13 protein-coding genes and 1 pseudogene are annotated in these 14,660 nt (G+C 69.2%); 8 read left to right on the forward strand and 6 right to left on the reverse strand.

All coding sequences use genetic code 11. The annotated features are described in order from the left end of the window. The 4 genes and pseudogenes from IEY95_RS09360 to IEY95_RS09375 all read left to right on the forward strand — a co-directional run. Positions 1-285, forward strand: a 285-nt coding sequence (locus IEY95_RS09360; RefSeq protein ID WP_189185463.1) for a transposase, incomplete at its 5' end; no start/stop codon positions are given. Between the two features lie 177 nt (positions 286-462). Beyond that, positions 463-1,068 carry a dihydrofolate reductase family protein gene (locus tag IEY95_RS09365; protein WP_189185464.1) on the forward strand — a complete coding sequence of 202 codons (606 nt, stop codon included), beginning with the start codon at positions 463-465 and terminating at the stop codon, positions 1,066-1,068. 67 nt (positions 1,069-1,135) lie between these two features. Continuing rightward, a pseudogene (locus IEY95_RS09370) lies at positions 1,136-2,194 on the forward strand (IS630 family transposase); the annotation flags it as partial. Beyond that, a complete protein-coding gene (locus tag IEY95_RS09375) occupies positions 2,187-2,729 on the forward strand; it encodes a plasmid pRiA4b ORF-3 family protein (RefSeq protein WP_189185465.1) in 543 nt (180 codons plus the stop codon). The pseudogene IEY95_RS09370 and the gene IEY95_RS09375, both read left to right, overlap by 8 nt. A 101-nt stretch (positions 2,730-2,830) precedes the next feature. Here IEY95_RS09375 and IEY95_RS09380 read toward each other — a convergent pair whose 3' ends face one another. Next, a complete protein-coding gene (locus IEY95_RS09380; RefSeq protein ID WP_189185466.1) occupies positions 2,831-3,916 on the reverse strand; it encodes an IS630 family transposase in 1,086 nt (361 codons plus the stop codon). A gap of 343 nt (positions 3,917-4,259) precedes the next feature. After that, complete coding sequence (locus IEY95_RS09385; RefSeq protein WP_189185467.1) at positions 4,260-5,207, reverse strand: GlxA family transcriptional regulator; 948 nt, start codon at positions 5,205-5,207, stop codon at positions 4,260-4,262. A gap of 71 nt (positions 5,208-5,278) precedes the next feature. On the opposite strand from IEY95_RS09385, the gene IEY95_RS09390 reads away from it, so the two are divergent. Beyond that, on the forward strand, positions 5,279-6,229 hold the full coding sequence (locus IEY95_RS09390; RefSeq protein ID WP_189185468.1) for an NADP-dependent oxidoreductase: 951 nt from the start codon (positions 5,279-5,281) through the stop codon (positions 6,227-6,229). A gap of 24 nt (positions 6,230-6,253) precedes the next feature. On the opposite strand, the gene IEY95_RS09395 is transcribed toward IEY95_RS09390, so the two are convergent. Both IEY95_RS09395 and IEY95_RS09400 read right to left on the reverse strand, forming a co-directional pair. Continuing rightward, on the reverse strand, positions 6,254-7,360 hold the full coding sequence (locus IEY95_RS09395; protein ID WP_189185469.1) for an NAD(P)-dependent alcohol dehydrogenase: 1,107 nt from the start codon (positions 7,358-7,360) through the stop codon (positions 6,254-6,256). A 25-nt stretch (positions 7,361-7,385) separates the two neighbouring features. After that, positions 7,386-8,843, reverse strand: coding sequence for an aldehyde dehydrogenase family protein (locus tag IEY95_RS09400; protein WP_189185470.1), 1,458 nt, complete (start codon positions 8,841-8,843; stop codon positions 7,386-7,388). 104 nt (positions 8,844-8,947) lie between these two features. Here IEY95_RS09400 and IEY95_RS09405 point away from each other — a divergent pair, with 104 nt between their 5' ends. After that, positions 8,948-9,385, forward strand: coding sequence for a MarR family winged helix-turn-helix transcriptional regulator (locus IEY95_RS09405; RefSeq protein WP_189185471.1), 438 nt, complete (start codon positions 8,948-8,950; stop codon positions 9,383-9,385). Positions 9,386-9,640: 255 nt separating this feature from the next. Next, positions 9,641-10,021 carry an anti-sigma factor antagonist gene (locus IEY95_RS09410; RefSeq protein WP_229702769.1) on the forward strand — a complete coding sequence of 127 codons (381 nt, stop codon included), beginning with the start codon at positions 9,641-9,643 and terminating at the stop codon, positions 10,019-10,021. Positions 10,022-10,042: 21 nt separating this feature from the next. Here the strand turns inward: IEY95_RS09410 and tuf are convergent, their stop codons facing one another. Further along, positions 10,043-11,236, reverse strand: a complete 1,194-nt coding sequence (gene tuf / locus IEY95_RS09415) for an elongation factor Tu (RefSeq protein ID WP_189185473.1) — start codon at positions 11,234-11,236, stop codon at positions 10,043-10,045. 137 nt (positions 11,237-11,373) lie between these two features. Continuing rightward, complete coding sequence (locus IEY95_RS09420; protein ID WP_189185474.1) at positions 11,374-12,327, reverse strand: ribose-phosphate diphosphokinase; 954 nt, start codon at positions 12,325-12,327, stop codon at positions 11,374-11,376. A 251-nt stretch (positions 12,328-12,578) separates the two neighbouring features. Here IEY95_RS09420 and otr(A) point away from each other — a divergent pair, with 251 nt between their 5' ends. Beyond that, the gene (otr(A), locus tag IEY95_RS09425) at positions 12,579-14,465 is read left to right on the forward strand and encodes a tetracycline resistance ribosomal protection protein Otr(A) (RefSeq protein WP_189185475.1); all 1,887 of its coding nucleotides are present in this window, start codon (positions 12,579-12,581) and stop codon (positions 14,463-14,465) included. The last annotated feature ends 195 nt before the right edge of the window (positions 14,466-14,660 follow it).

A 14,660-nucleotide genomic window follows, 5' to 3' on the forward strand; every position in this document is an offset into this window, starting at 1 on the left:
GAAGCACCCACCGACTACTGGCTCGCTGATCTGCCCGTCGGCACCCCGATCGCCGAGCTGGTCCGCCTGGCGAAGATCCGCTGGCGCATCGAGCACGACTACCGGGAACTCAAACACGGCCTCGGCCTGGACCACTTCGAGAGCCGTTCCTGGACCGGGTGGCATCACCACGTCACCCTGGTCACCGCCGCCCACGCCTTCCTCACCGAACAGCGCCTGGCCCCAAAAGCCGATACAGCGGACTCACCCTCTACCAGATTCTCGACGCCATCCAGGACCTGCTGAACTGCTGGACCGGCACCTGCACCACCTGCCACCGCCCCCTGCCCCGAACATCCACCACCAGCCCAAACCCAAGAACCAGAGCAACCTAACGGAGTCCTACTAGTGCTGCGCCGCGGAAGTTCCGCCGATGAGTTTCCGGCGGTTGCACGGTCTACCCGTCGACGAAGGGGGCACACCATGCGCAAGATCATCGTTTGCACGTTCCTGACGCTCGACGGCGTCATGCAGGCGCCGGGCGGTCCGGACGAGGACGCTGGGAGCGGCTTCAAGCACGGCGGCTGGCAGAAACCGGTGGCCGACGACGAGGTCGGCACGGCCATCGCCGGTTGGTACGAGCACTCCGACGCGATGCTGCTCGGCCGCAAGACGTACGAGATCTTCGCGTCGTACTGGCCAACCGCCGATCCCGACAACCCGTTCACCGATCGGATGAACAGCATGCACAAGTACGTGGCGTCTCGGACCCTGACGTCCGTCGAGTGGCAGAACTCCACGCTGCTGGAGGGCGACATCGTCGATGCCGTACGCCAGCTGAAGGCGTCCGACGGCGGCAACATCAACGTCGTCGGCAGCGGCGACCTCGCCCAGACCCTCATGCAGCACGGCCTCGTCGACGAGTACCGGCTGACCATCCACCCGGTGATCATCGGTACCGGCAAGCGGCTGTTCGCCGACGGAGCGATCCCCACTGCGCTGGAGCCGGTCAGCGTCTCGACGACGAAGGGCGGCACCGTCGTCGGCGTCTACCGGCCGAACGGTAAGCCCAGCTACGACAGCTACTAGTGTCGTGCGCCGCGGAAGTTCCGCCGATGGCCATCGGCTCGTTGGCCGGGCATGGTGCTTGATGCTGATGATCGGTGTGCGCTGGAGGAACGGGTACGTGCGCATACCGCCCCGCAACGCGTGGCCCGCCGCGCGCGCATAGTCCTGCTGGCTGCTGGAGGGTGCCCAGCCTGGCGGATAGCGGAGATTGTTCGGGTGGATGTCTCCACGGTGGTGCGGTGGCGGGACCGGTACGCCCGGGAGGGGCTGGCAGGGCTGGACGACCGGCCCCGCTCGGGCAGACCGCCCATCCACGGGCCCGAGGTCCGGCTGCGGATCGTGGCGACGGCCACCAGCACGCCGCCCCACCCCTACAACGGCTGGTCGCACCGGCTGATCGCCGAGCACCTGGAGGACAACACGAGCATCTCCGCCTCCCAGGTCGGGCGGATTCTCGCTGCGCTCCAGGTCAAGCCCCATCGGGTCCGCGGCTGGCTGACCCGGCCCGCCGACCCGCACTTCTTCACCAAGGCGGCCGAGGTGTGCGCCCTTTACCGCAGCTGCCCACCGCGCTCGGTGGTGGTGTCGGTGGACGAAGACCGCGATGGCCGCCCGTTCCCGCAAGCACCCCGACCGGTTGCCTGGCCGGGGACGGGTGCGCCTGCGGGAGTTCGAGTACGTCCGTCACGGCACCGTCTCGGTCACCGCCGCGCTGGATGTGCACACCGGGCAGGTCGTCGTGGAGGAGCTGCCGCGCAACGACTCCGCGCATTTCGTCAGGTTCCTGGCCTGGCTGGAGAGGTGTATTCCCGCTGAGCTGACGGTCCATCTGGTCCTGGACAACGGCTCCTCGCACACCTCCAGAGCCACCCGGGCCTGGCTGACCAAGCACCCACGGATCGTGGCGCACTACACCCCCAAGCACGCCTCCTGGCTCAACCAGGTGGAAATCTTCTTCTCTCTCCTGGCCCGGGCCGTCCTGCGCCACGGGGACTTCTCCTCCCGCAGGGACCTGCTGGAGAAGGTCACCGGCTTCACCATTTTCCACAACGAGACGGCTCGCCCGTTCCGTTGGAACTACGAGGGGCGGCCCCGCCAGACTGGGGATGAGAGCGCCGTCGCCGCGAAGGAACCGTGCCATGCCCGCTGACTCCGTCCTGCAGATCAAAATCACTCTGGCCGACATCCGCCCGCCGATCTGGCGACGGCTGCAGGTCCCGGCCGACCTCACGCTCGACAGCCTGCACCTGACGATCCAGACCGCGATGGGATGGGAGAACTACCACATGCACCTCTTCCAGACCCCGACTGGCGACTACGGGCGCCGTGACAGCGAGCTCGGCCACCGCGACGAACGCAAGGTCCCGCTCTACGCGGTCGCGCCCGCCGCAGGAGACAAGATCAGCTACACCTACGACTTCGGTGACGACTGGGTCCACCGCATCGAGGTGGAGAAGGCCCTGCCCCGGGAACCGGGAACGGCCTACCCCCGCTGCCTGACCGGCCGCCGGGCCTGCCCACCAGAAGACTGCGGCGGCCCGTGGGGCTACGCGAACTTCATCGAGGCCATCACCGACCCCGGACACGAGGAGCACGACGAACTACTGGAGTGGGTCGGCGGAGCCTTCGACCCCAGCCAGTTCGACGTCGAGGACATCAACAAGCGCCTTACCGCCCGATAGCGATCGGCGAAACTTCCGCGGCGCAGCACTAGGGGGCTTCTGATGGGTCTCCGCGGCGTCGCGACGCCCGGCACGCACTCTCGCCGCACCGGACAAAAGCCCTAGTGATTTGGTCCGGAGGTCCTGTCGCAGTAGCGGCAGATCCGGTCGATGATCTGGTCGGCTGTCTTGGTCCAGCGGAACGGGCGGGCCTGTTCGTTCCAGACCTCGATCCATTTCTCCAGGGCTGCCTGGAGCGCGTCGACTGAGCAGAACACCCCGCGTTCCAGGCAGCGGCGCTGCAGTTCCGCGAACCAGCGTTCTACCTGGTTGATCCACGACGAGTACGTGGGTGTGAAGTGCAGAGCGAAACGTGGGTGGGCCACCAGCCACTTGTGCACGACCGGCGCCTTGTGCGCGGAGAGGTTGTCGCAGATCACGTGGACTGCCAGGCCGGGCTCCACCTTGTGGTCGAGCAGGTCCAGGAAGTCACGGAAGTCCTCGGCGGCGTGACGGGCGGACACCTTGCCGATCACTTTCCCGGTGACGGTGTCCAGCGCCGCGAACAGATCGGTGGTGCCGTGCCGGATGCAGTCGAAACTGCGCCGCTCGGGGACACCGGGCAGCATCGGGAGCACGGGTGCGGTCCGTTCCAGTGCCTGGATCTGTGGTTTCTCGTCGACCGAGAAGACCACCGCGTTCGCCGGCGGGGCCAGATAGAGCCCGACCACATCCCGGATCTTGTCCAGCAGCAACGGATCCGGGGAGATCTTGAACGTCTCGGTACGGTGCGGCTGCAGCCCGAACGCCTGCCAGATGCGGTGCACACTGGTCGGCGAGATACCCACCTGGCGTGCCAACTCCCGCTTGGACCAGTGCGTTCCGCCATCCGGCACCGCTTCCAGCGTCCGCACCACCACCTCCTCGACCTGCGCGTCGGTGATGGTGCGCGGCACCCCGGGGCGCGGCTCGTCGGACAAGCCGTCGAGCCGCTCGGCCAGAAACCGGGTCCGCCACCGGCGCACCGTCTTGCGGTCGGTCTCCAGCCGGGCCGCCACCGCGGTATTGCTCAGCCCGTCCGCGCAGGCGAGCACGATCGCGGCCCGCTTGGCCAGGCCCTGCGCCGTCGACCGGCGCCGGGCCCAGTTCCGCAAGATCGACCGCTCATCCCCGGACAGCACGAGCGGCTCCAGCCTGGTGTCCCCCATGCCTCCAGGACACCGCCCACAGCCACCGCACGACTGGCAAACGCCCGAATCTGAAACGGAAAGCAACTCACGAGGCGAGACCAGAACTCAAGACCGGGACACTAGTAGCTCCTCCCCCACGCTCGGCTTCGCTCGCGCGGGGGACCCCCATCGAGGACTTCCGCCCGGCACGCCGAGAGCACGCACCGAACGCCGCTCCTTCTTCCACGGAGATCCATCAGAAACCCCCTAAGCGTCTCGCCGGACGACCACGCGATCGGGCGGTGATCGCCGTCCGGGCGGACCCACCGGGGCAACCGGCACAGGCGCACACCAGGACCAACGATCGGCCGATCCAAGCGGACTAGCGAGTCGCCTGGAACGTACGCCGGTACGCCTGCGGCGTGACACCGATCGCCGCGTGCAGATGCTGGCGCAGCGAGGTTCCGGTCGCGAAGCCGACCTCGCCGGCGATCTGGTCCACCGAGAGGTCGCTGGACTCCAGCAGATGGCGGGCTCGGGAGACCCGCTGCTGGATGAGCCAGCGGCCGGGGCTCATGCCCACCTCGTCGTTGAATCGGCGGGCGAAGGTGCGCAGGCTCATCCGGGCGTGGCCCGCGAGGTCGGTCAGTGTCAGCGGGTCGCCGAGGCGGGCGAGGGCCCATGCCCGGGTGGCGGCCGTACTCGTCCCCGAGGGTTCCGGCACGGGCTGCTCGATGTACTGGGCCTGGCCGCCCTCCCGCAGGGGCGGGACCACACAGCGCCGGGCCACCTTGTTCGCCAGCTCGCTGCCGTGGTCCTTGCGGAGGATGTGCAGGCAGACGTCGATGCCGGATGCGGCGCCCGCCGAGGTGAGGATCGAGCCGTCATCGACGAACAGGACGTCCGGGTCCAGCGACACACGCGGGAACAGGCGCCGGAACTCGTCGACCACCTGCCAGTGCGTGGTCGCCCGGTGCCCGTCCAGCAGGCCGGCCGCCGCCAGGACGAACGCACCCGTGCAGATGGAGACGAGGCGGGTGCCGGGCCGGATCAGCGCGAGCGCGGCGGTGAGTTCGTCGGAGGGCTCCATGACGAGCCTCGCCGGGGCGATCGCCGTGATCACCACGGTGTCCGCGGTCGACAGCGCCTCGGGACCGTGATCGACGGCGACCGAGAAGTCGGCGTTGGTGCGGACCGGACGGCCGTCGACGGTGCAGGTCACCACCTCGTAGCGGCCGTCCGCCGCGCCGAAGATCCGGCTGGGGATGCCCAGCTCGAAGGGGTATACGCCGTCCAGCGCCAGGACGACCACTCGCTCCACGGAATGCATGGCACGATCCTATCGAAGCTTGGCAATCATGCCATTTTCTTGCCGAGTCGATCCCGGCACGCTGGGACACCATGAGCACTGTGAACACCATGCGAGCCATCAGTCAGGACGTCCTCGGCGGTCCCGAGGTACTCAAGGAAGTGCAGGTGAAGCGCCCCGCGCCGCGCCCCAACGAGGTACTGGTCCGGGTGCGCGCGGCCGGCGTCAACCCGACCGACTGGAAGCACCGCGCGACCGGCGGATTCCTCGGCGAGCCGCCCTTCGTCCTCGGCTGGGACGTCTCCGGCGTCGTCGAGGCGGCCGGAATCGGCGTCGCCCGCTTCAAGCCCGGGGACGAGGTCTTCGGCATGCTGCCCTACCCGTTCGGCCACGGCTCGCACGCCGAGTTCGTCACCGCCCCCGCCCGCGCCTTCGCGCACAAGCCGTCCGGGATCGACCACATTCAGGCGGGCGCGCTTCCGCTGGTCTCGCTGACCGCCTGGCAGGCCCTGGTCGAGACGGCGGACATCCAGCCGGGTCAGCGGGTGCTGATCCACGCGGCGGCCGGCGGGGTGGGCCATGTGGCCGTGCAGATCGCCAAGGCACGGGGCGCGTACGTCATCGGTACCGCCAGCGCGGGCAAGCACGAGTTCCTGCGGGGGATCGGCGTGGACGAGGCGATCGACTACCGGGAGACCGACTTCACCGAGGCCGTGAAGGACGTCGACGTCGTCCTGGACACGATCGGCGACGAGTACTCCGTCCGCTCACTGCGCGTGCTGCGCCCGGGCGGGATCGTGGTCTCGATCCTGCCGGTCGGGTCGGAGGACTTCTACGAGGAGGCCGAGCGGCTCGGCGTACGAGCGGTCAGGATGCTCGTCGACGCCTCCCGCACCGGTATGCAGGCGATCGCGGAGCTCGTCGAGGCAGGGAAGCTGCGCGCCACGATCGCCGACACCTTCCCGCTGGCCGATGCCGCCGAGGCGCATGCGCTCGGCGACACCGGCCGAACCACTGGGAAGCTCGTCCTGGTCGTCAACTGAAGGCAGTCGGCCGGAAGTCGTCGTCTAGAAGGTGAGCACGGGCTTGATCGTCTTGCCCGCGCTCATGTCCCGCACCGCCCGCTCGATGTCCGCGAACGGATAGTGGCTGATCAGGCGGTGCAGCGGGAGCCGTCCGTCCTGGACGAGCGCGACCAGCGCGGGGATGGAGGTCTGGGTCTCACTGTCACCGAGGGTGAGGCCCACGACCTTCTTGCCGGGCAGCAACGCGTTGACGTCCAGGGCGACTTCGGTGCCGAAGGGCGGTGCGCCGACGACGACCAGGGTGCCGCGCGGGGCGAGCGCGTCGGCACCCTTGCGCAGGACGGCGACAGCGCCCGTGGTCTCCACGACACCGTCGGCGCCGCGGCCGTCGGTGAGGGCGAGCACCGCCTCGGTGACATCGGCCTCGGCCGCGTTCACGGTGTGCGTGGCACCCAACTCCCTGGCCAGCTCAAGCCGTTCGCTGACCATGTCCACGGCGATGACCGTGGTCGCGGGGGTCAGGGCCGCCGCCATCACCGCGGACAGGCCGACGGCTCCGGCGCCGAGGACGACGAGGCAGCTGCCGGCTTCGGGCTTCAGTACGTTCCAGACGGCGCCCACTCCGGTCTGCACCCCGCAGCCCAGCGGGGCGATGGACTCCAGCTGGACGTTCGGATCGACTTTCACCAGGCTGCGCTCGTCCACCAACGCCCGTTCCGCGAAGGACGACTGCCCGAAGAAGTGGCCGCCGAGCGGCGCCCCGTCACGGCTGATCGTGCTGGTGCCGTCGGCGCGCCGACCACCGATGAGGTTCAGCGGCAGCCAGGTGACGCAGTACGCGGGATGTCCGTCACGGCAGTTGCGACAGCCGCCGCAGGAGGTGAAGGACAGGACGACATGGTCGCCGGGGGCAACGCCGGTGACATTCGGGCCGACGGCCTCGACGACTCCCGCCCCCTCGTGTCCCAGGACACCGGGGAGGGGGAAGGGCAGACCGCCGCTCGCCACACCGAGGTCGGTGTGACACAGGCCGGTCGCCACCATACGGACGAGTGCCTCGCCGGGGCCGGGCTCGTCCAGCTCGACGTCGGTGAGGGCGAACGGCGCTCCCCCGGACTCGACCACGGCGGCGCGCGTAGTGGTGGACATCGCGTGAACTCCTTTGCGGGGGCGCTCAGTCGAGCGAGACGACGACGGACTTGACCTTGGTGTAGGCGGCGAGCGCCTCGGGCCCGTACTCCCGGCCGAACCCGGAGTCCTTGACCCCGCCGAAGGGAACCGCGGGGTCGAGCATCGCCCAGTCGTTGATCCAGACGATGCCCGCCTGGAGCCGGTCGGCGACGCGGTGCGCCCGGGTCAGGTCGGTGGTCTGGATGCCCGAAGCCAGGCCGTACGGCGTGGAGTTGGCGAGTTCGACGGCCTCGTCCTCGGAGTCGAAGGCCTGCACGGTGAGGACCGGTCCGAAGATCTCCTCCTGGACGACGCGGGAGTCGGCCGCGAGGTCGGCGATCACGGTGGGCTTGAAGTAGTAGCCGCCGTTCAGGTCGAGGCGCTCACCGCCGCAGACGATGCGGCCGCCCTCCTTGCGGGCCAGGGCGACGTACTCCTCGACCTTCTTCAGGTGCTTGTCCCCCGCCATCGGGCCGACGACCGTGGCCGCGTCCCGGGGGTCACCGACCGGCACTCCGGGGACGGCGTCGGCGAGGATGCCCAGCAGGGTGCCGTACACGGAGCGTTCCACCAGCAGGCGCGGCCCGCCCATGCAGAACTGCCCGGTGTTGAAGACGAAGCCCTTGATGACCGCACCGACCGCCTTCTCCAGGTCGGCGTCCGCGAAGACGAGATGGGCCGCGTTGCCGCCCAGTTCCATGGTGACGGGCTTGAGGGCCTCACCGGCGACGCTCGCGGCATGCCGGCCGACGGCGGTGGACCCGGTGAAGGCGACCTTGTCGATGCCGGGGTTGCGCAGCAGCGCCTCGCCCGCGACCGGGCCACTGCCGGTGACGACGTTCACGACGCCGTGCGGGACACCCGCCTCCTGGAGCAGCCGGGCCATGTACAGGGCGCTGAGCGGGGTCTCGTCGGCGGGCTTGTGCACCACGGCGTTGCCGGCCGCGAGCGCCGGGGCGAGCTTCGAACTGGACAGGATCAGCGGGAAGTTGAAGGGGGTGATCGCGGCGACCACGCCGAGCGGTCCGCGGCGCGTGTACGCGAAGGCGTTGAGCGGGGTGTCGCGAGTGGCGCCGTCGAGGGTCTGGGCGAGCGCGGCGCAGTACTCGTACTCGTCGGCGGCGGTGAGCACGTCGACGGGGCGGCAGAGGGAAAGGGGCTTGCCGACGTCGAGGCTCTCCAGTGCCGCGAGTTCGTCGGCGTTCGCGCGGATCAGCTCGGAGACGCGGTGCAACACCCGGCCGCGCTCACGGCCGCTCATCGCGGCCCACGGGCCGTGGTCGAAGGACTCGCGTGCGGCGCGTACGGCCGCGTCGACATCGGCTGCGCCCGCCTCCGCGACGGTGGTGACCACCTGACCCGTGGACGGATCGATCACGTCCGTACGCGCTCCGTCGGCCGCCTCGCGCCACTGCCCGCCGATGAACAACTGCCCGGGCCCACTCTCGATGGTGGTCGTCATTGCCACTCCTCAGCCTTGATCGCCAAGATTTCAACCAACAGGAATCCTGTTGGTTGGCAGTCTCGGTACGGACAGGTTTCCTGTCAATGCCCTAGGCTGAACCCATGGTCGGCACCCAGGCAACCAAGGCACCCCCGTCACTGCTCTACATGGTCAAGCAGGTGGAACTCGTCGTGCGCTCACGCCTCGACGAGCTGGTGAAACCGGCTGGAATCACCGCATTGCAATACACCTCGCTGACCGTGCTGGAGCGGCACGACGGTCTTTCGGCGGCCCAGCTGGCGCGCGACTCGTTCGTGACGGCGCAGTCCATGGCCGATCTGGTGCGCTCACTGGAGAGTCGTGGACTGGTGCGCCGCGAGCGCAATCCGCGCAACCGGCGCGAGCTGCTGATCCTGCTGACCGACGAGGGACGCGAACTGCTGGCGCGGTTCGCGGGAGCCGTACGGGAGCTGGAGGAGCGCATGGTCCGGGACCTCACGTCGCACCAGACCGATCAGTTCCGTCAGGCGCTGTCCAAGGCGTGGCACGCACTGTCGTGACGCGGGCACCCGGCCCCGCGGCACCGTGGCAGACCCCCATCGGGACGACTCGCCGCGCAAATCGAAGACATATGTCAATCGAACATGCTGGAATTCACTCCATCGAGGGTAACTTGCAGAGCAGCGAACGGTTTTGCAACCACGGGTGCCCTGTTGGCGTGTCTACGCTCGCTTGACGCCGTCGCCCTGGCCCCCGGTGACCCTGGCCCCTGCCCTCGCGAGGCAGGTCAGCTGCCGGTTGGAGGTGATGACTTCGTGGCGCACGATCCCGCACCGCCCACCAGGCATCTGCGCATCCACCAGGACCGCGGTCACCTGGTGCTGGAGTTCCACGGGGAGATCGACATCCTCGCGGCCATGGAGATCACCCCGATCCTGGACTCCGCGACCGGGGGCCCGGCACCGCAGGTCGTGATCGACCTGCGGCCCGCCGACTTCTTCGACTGCTCGGGCCTGCGCCTGCTCTACCGGGCCAGGCGCCGTGTCCTCGCCCGGGACGGACGGCTGCACCTCGTCTGCACCCAGCCGCTGACCCTGCGCATCCTCCGGGTAACGGGCCTCGCGCGCCTGTTGCCGCCTTCCTCGTCGCTGGACGAGGCGCTGGCCCGGCCCGAGGCCACATCGGGTTCCGTGTGACCGCTTCCGGCCCACCGCCGACTACTTCCGGATCTTTGTGACCTGCCCGGCCCCGACCGTCCTGCCGCCCTCTCGGATGGCGAACTTCAGCCCCTCCTCCATGGCGATGGGCTGGATCAACTGCACCTGCATGGTGGTGTTGTCGCCCGGCATGACCATGTCCGTGCCCTTGGGGAGGGTCACCACTCCGGTCACGTCCGTCGTACGGAAGTAGAACTGCGGCCGGTAGTTGTCGAAGAACGGCGTGTGCCGGCCGCCCTCGTCCTTGGACAGGATGTACGCGCGTGCCTCGAACTCCGTGTGCGGGGTGACCGAGCCCGGCTTGATGACGACTTGCCCGCGTTCCACGTCCTCGCGCTTCACGCCCCGCAGCAGCAGTCCGACGTTCTCCCCCGCCCGGCCCTCGTCGAGGAGTTTGCGGAACATCTCGACACCGGTGACGGTGGTCTTCGTCTTCTGCTCGTGGATGCCGATGATCTCGACCTCGCTGTTGATCTTCAGCACACCGCGCTCGATGCGGCCGGTGACGACCGTGCCGCGGCCCGTGATGGTGAAGACGTCCTCGACGGGCATCAGGAACGGCCGGTCGACATCGCGTACCGGCTCGGGCACGAACTCGTCGATCGCCGCGAGGAGTTCGAGGATGGACGCACTCCACTTCGGGTCGCCTTCGAGAGCCTTGAGCGCGGAGACCTGAACGACCGGGACGTCGTCGCCCGGGAACTCGTACTCGGTGAGCAGCTCGCGCACTTCGAGCTCGACGAGTTCCAGGATCTCCTCGTCGTCCACCATGTCGGTCTTGTTCAGCGCGACCACGATGTACGGGACGCCGACCTGGCGTGCCAGCAGGACGTGTTCCTTGGTCTGCGGCATCGGCCCGTCGGTCGCCGCGACGACCAGGATCGCGCCGTCCATCTGCGCGGCGCCCGTGATCATGTTCTTGATGTAGTCCGCGTGCCCCGGGCAGTCGACGTGGGCGTAGTGCCGGTTCTCCGTCTGGTACTCGACATGGGCGATCGAGATCGTGATACCGCGCTGGCGTTCCTCGGGAGCCTTGTCGATCTGGTCGAACGGCGTGTAGGGGTTCAGGTCGGGGAACTGATCGTGCAACACCTTGGTCATGGCCGCGGTCAGCGTCGTCTTACCGTGGTCGATGTGACCGATGGTGCCGATGTTGACGTGCGGCTTGGTCCGCTGGAATTTCGCCTTCGCCACTGCAAGCCCTCCTGATCACCTGGGTGACGCCGAGCGTTGCTTCGCGGCTTTCCGGCCGACGCCGCACCGCCTACCCGGTGAGCGCCGCGCCGCCTCCCTGCCCGCGTCAACGGGCAGGAAGTTCCGCTCCTTCCTGTCTATTCGCTCTGAGGCGCGTCGAACAGGGCGCTGACGGACTCGCCGTTGTGAATGCGCCGCACCGCCTCGGCGAGCGCCGGGGCGATGGACAGGATGCGCAGCTTCTCCGTGTGCTCCTCGACCGGGACCGGCACGGTATTCGTGCACACGATCTCCAGGACGTCCGGCTGCTCGGTGAGCCGCTTGAGCGCACCGGCGGCGAACAGGCCGTGGGTGCAGGCGACCCGGATCGACCGCGGCCCCAACTCCCGCAGCCGCTCAAGGAGTTCGAGGACCGTGCTGCCCTTGGCGATCTCGTCGTCCAGCACGATGACATCGCGCCCGGTGACGTCGCCGATGACGGCGCTGATGCTCACCCGGTCGTCCGCGAACCGCTGCTTGGCACCGGCGGCCACCTGGGCCCCGATCAGCCGCGCGAACGCCGCCGCCTCCTTGGCGTTGCCCAGGTCCGGCGACACCACCGTGGTGCGCGAGAGGTCGTACTGGCGGAAGTGCGCCGCCAGCTCCCGCAGCGCGTGCAGATGGTCGACCGGTACGGAGAAGAAGCCGTGCACCTGCGGGGAGTGCAGCGTCATCGCGAGCACCCGGCTCGCTCCGGCCGCCACCAGCAGGTCCGCGACCAGCCGCCCGCCGAGCGAGATCCGCGGCATGTCCTTCTTGTCCGAGCGGGCGTACGAGTAGTGCGGCATGACCACGGTGATCCGCCCGGCGGACGCGCCGCGCGCCGCGTCGCACATCATCAGCAGCTCGACAAGGTGCTCCTGCACCGGCGTGACCAGCGGCTGAATAACGAAGACATCGCGCTCGCGGCAATTGGCCTGGAGCTGCACCTCCAGGCAGTCGTTGGCGAACCGGCTGACGCGGGTCGGGCTGAGGGGCACACCGAGATGCGCGCAGACCTCGGCCGCCAGCTCGGGATGGGCACTACCGCTGAACACGGCGATGTCACGCACGACCGCTCCTCGCATGATCGAAACCGGGTCGCGTCGCCGGTTGGCATGATCGACCCGGGGTGCGTGCCTCATGCTACTGGGCACCTTCCGGCCACTCGACCGGGGGGAAATCCGGTTGCGGGCGGCCACCCCGACCACGCCATCATGACGGTGCCAGTGCCCCCCTCGAACTCAGGAGAACGGAATGCGCCGATTCCTCGGAACTTCCCAGCGCCCCCACCGGACGACTGTTCTCGAGGACTCGACCACGCATGCACACCCTGAACATCGGAATTCTGGCCCACGTCGACGCGGGTAAGACCAGCCTCACCGAGCGGCTGCTGTTCGACGGCGGCGCCATCGACCGGCTCGGCAGCGTCGACGCCGGAGACACCCGTACGGACGACGGGGACATCGAGCGGCAGCGCGGCATCACCATCCGCTCGGCCGTCGCCGCCTTCACGGTCCGTGACGCCTTCGGCCTCGGGGACGTACAGATCAACCTCATCGACACCCCCGGACACTGCGACTTCATCGCCGAGGTCGAGCGCGCCCTGGAGGTCCTGGACGGCGTGGTGCTGGTGCTCTCCGCCGTCGAGGGCGTCCAGGCTCAGACGCGCGTCCTGATGAAGACCCTGCGGCGGCTCGGCCTGCCCACCCTCGTCTTCGTCAACAAGATCGACCGAGCGGGCGCACGCGAGAAGGGGCTCCTCGACGACATCCGGCGCCGTCTCACGCCGTACGTCGTCCCCCTCGCGCGCGTGACGGAGATCGGCACCGCGTCCGCCCGTACGCTGCCGCGCCCGCTCGACGACCGCGCGGCCGGCACGCTCGCCGAGGTCGACTCCGGCATCCTGGCCGCGCTCGTGGACGGCCCGCCGCCCACGCCGGACGAGCTGTGGGCAGCGCTGGCCGCGCACACCGCCGACGGCTCGGTCCATCCGGTCCTCTTCGGCTCGGCACTCGGCGGACAGGGCGTGGCCGAACTGGTCGAGGCAGTGGTCCGGCTGATTCCCCGCCCGAGCGTCCCCCGCTCCGGTGAACCACGCGGCACGGTCTTCGCCGTACGGCCCGGACCCGGCGGCGAGCGCACGGCCTATGTCCGTTTGTACGAAGGTGAGGTGAGGCGCCGCGAACGGCTCACGTTCCTGCGCCGCGAGGCCGACGGGCGGACCACGCGGGTGCCCGGCAGGGCGCTCGTACTGGAGGTGGTCGGGCAGCCCGGGGCCACCTCCCTCACCCCGGGGAACATCGCCGCGCTCCGCGGCGTCGGTGGCGTCCGCGTCGGCGACCGGCTCGGCGAAGTCACCGACCGCGCACCTCAGTTCGCGATCCCGACACTGGAGACGCTGGTACGGGCCAAGCACCCGGTCCAGGCCGCCCCGCTGCGCTCCGCCCTTCTCGCACTGGCCGACCAGGACCCGCTGATGCACGTCAGGCCCGCCGCGTCCGGCAGCACCGCGCTGCTGCTCTACGGCGAGGTCCAGAAGGAGGTCCTCGCGGCCACGCTCGTCCAGGACTTCGGTATCGAGGCCGACTTCGAGCCGAGCCGCGTGCGGTTCCTGGAACGGCCGGACGGCACGGGTGAGGCGTACGAGGAGATCCAGCGCCACGGGCACACCGGGTTCTGGGCGACGGTCGGGCTGCGTATCGAGCCGGGACCGCGCGACTCCGGCGGTGTCTTCAGCTACGAGACCGAACTCGGCGCCCTGCCACGGGCATTCCACCAGGCGATCGAGGACACGGTCCACGCGACCCTGCTCACCGGTCCGCAGGGATGGCCGGTGACGGACTACCAAGTCACCCTCATCCGCTCCGGATTCTCCGCACCGCTCAGCACGGCCGCCGACTTCCGCGGACTCACCCCGGTCGTGCTGCGCCGCGCCCTCGAGCGGGCGGGGACACAGGTGTACGAGCCGTATCACGCGTTCGAGGTGGAGCTCCCGCTCGACACGCTGGCCTCCGTGACAGCTCAGCTCGCCTCCTGTGGAGCAGAGTTCAAGGAGACGACCGGAGGGCGCAGCGCATGGCTGGTCACCGGTGAGCTGCCGGCCCGACGGGTGCGGGACATCGAGCTGCGGCTGCCGGGTCTGACGCGCGGAGAGGGGGTGTGGTGGTCGTGCGCGTCGGGCGACCGTCCCCTTCGGGCCCTGCGCTGAGGGCCTGCGTCGACGTCGGTGGATCGTCCAGCAGATGCGGTACGGCGAGCAGACGCCGTGCGCCCCCGGCGTACGGCGAACTGAGGTCGGAGCGGGGGTCATCGGTACCCGACTTGCCCACTCGTACCTCGATCGAGCAACAAAGCTGCCTGTCAAGCGACTTGGAGGGTACTCGGTCGGTTGAAAGGAGGATCG

The organism is Streptomyces albiflavescens (assembly GCF_014645835.1).
GTDB lineage: Bacteria > Actinomycetota > Actinomycetes > Streptomycetales > Streptomycetaceae > Streptomyces > Streptomyces albiflavescens.

Bases quoted from the DNA above. Each gene is read 5' to 3' on its own strand.
- IEY95_RS09405 (WP_189185471.1), top strand. From the start codon at position 8,948: ATGGTCGGCACCCAGGCAACCAAGGCACCCCCGTCACTGCTCTACATG.
- IEY95_RS09385 (WP_189185467.1), bottom strand. From the start codon at position 5,207: ATGCATTCCGTGGAGCGAGTGGTCGTCCTGGCGCTGGACGGCGTATAC.
- IEY95_RS09375 (WP_189185465.1), top strand. From the start codon at position 2,187: ATGCCCGCTGACTCCGTCCTGCAGATCAAAATCACTCTGGCCGACATC.
- IEY95_RS09400 (WP_189185470.1), bottom strand. From the start codon at position 8,843: ATGACGACCACCATCGAGAGTGGGCCCGGGCAGTTGTTCATCGGCGGG.
- IEY95_RS09390 (WP_189185468.1), top strand. From the start codon at position 5,279: ATGAGCACTGTGAACACCATGCGAGCCATCAGTCAGGACGTCCTCGGC.
- IEY95_RS09365 (WP_189185464.1), top strand. From the start codon at position 463: ATGCGCAAGATCATCGTTTGCACGTTCCTGACGCTCGACGGCGTCATG.
- IEY95_RS09380 (WP_189185466.1), bottom strand. From the start codon at position 3,916: ATGGGGGACACCAGGCTGGAGCCGCTCGTGCTGTCCGGGGATGAGCGG.
- IEY95_RS09395 (WP_189185469.1), bottom strand. From the start codon at position 7,360: ATGTCCACCACTACGCGCGCCGCCGTGGTCGAGTCCGGGGGAGCGCCG.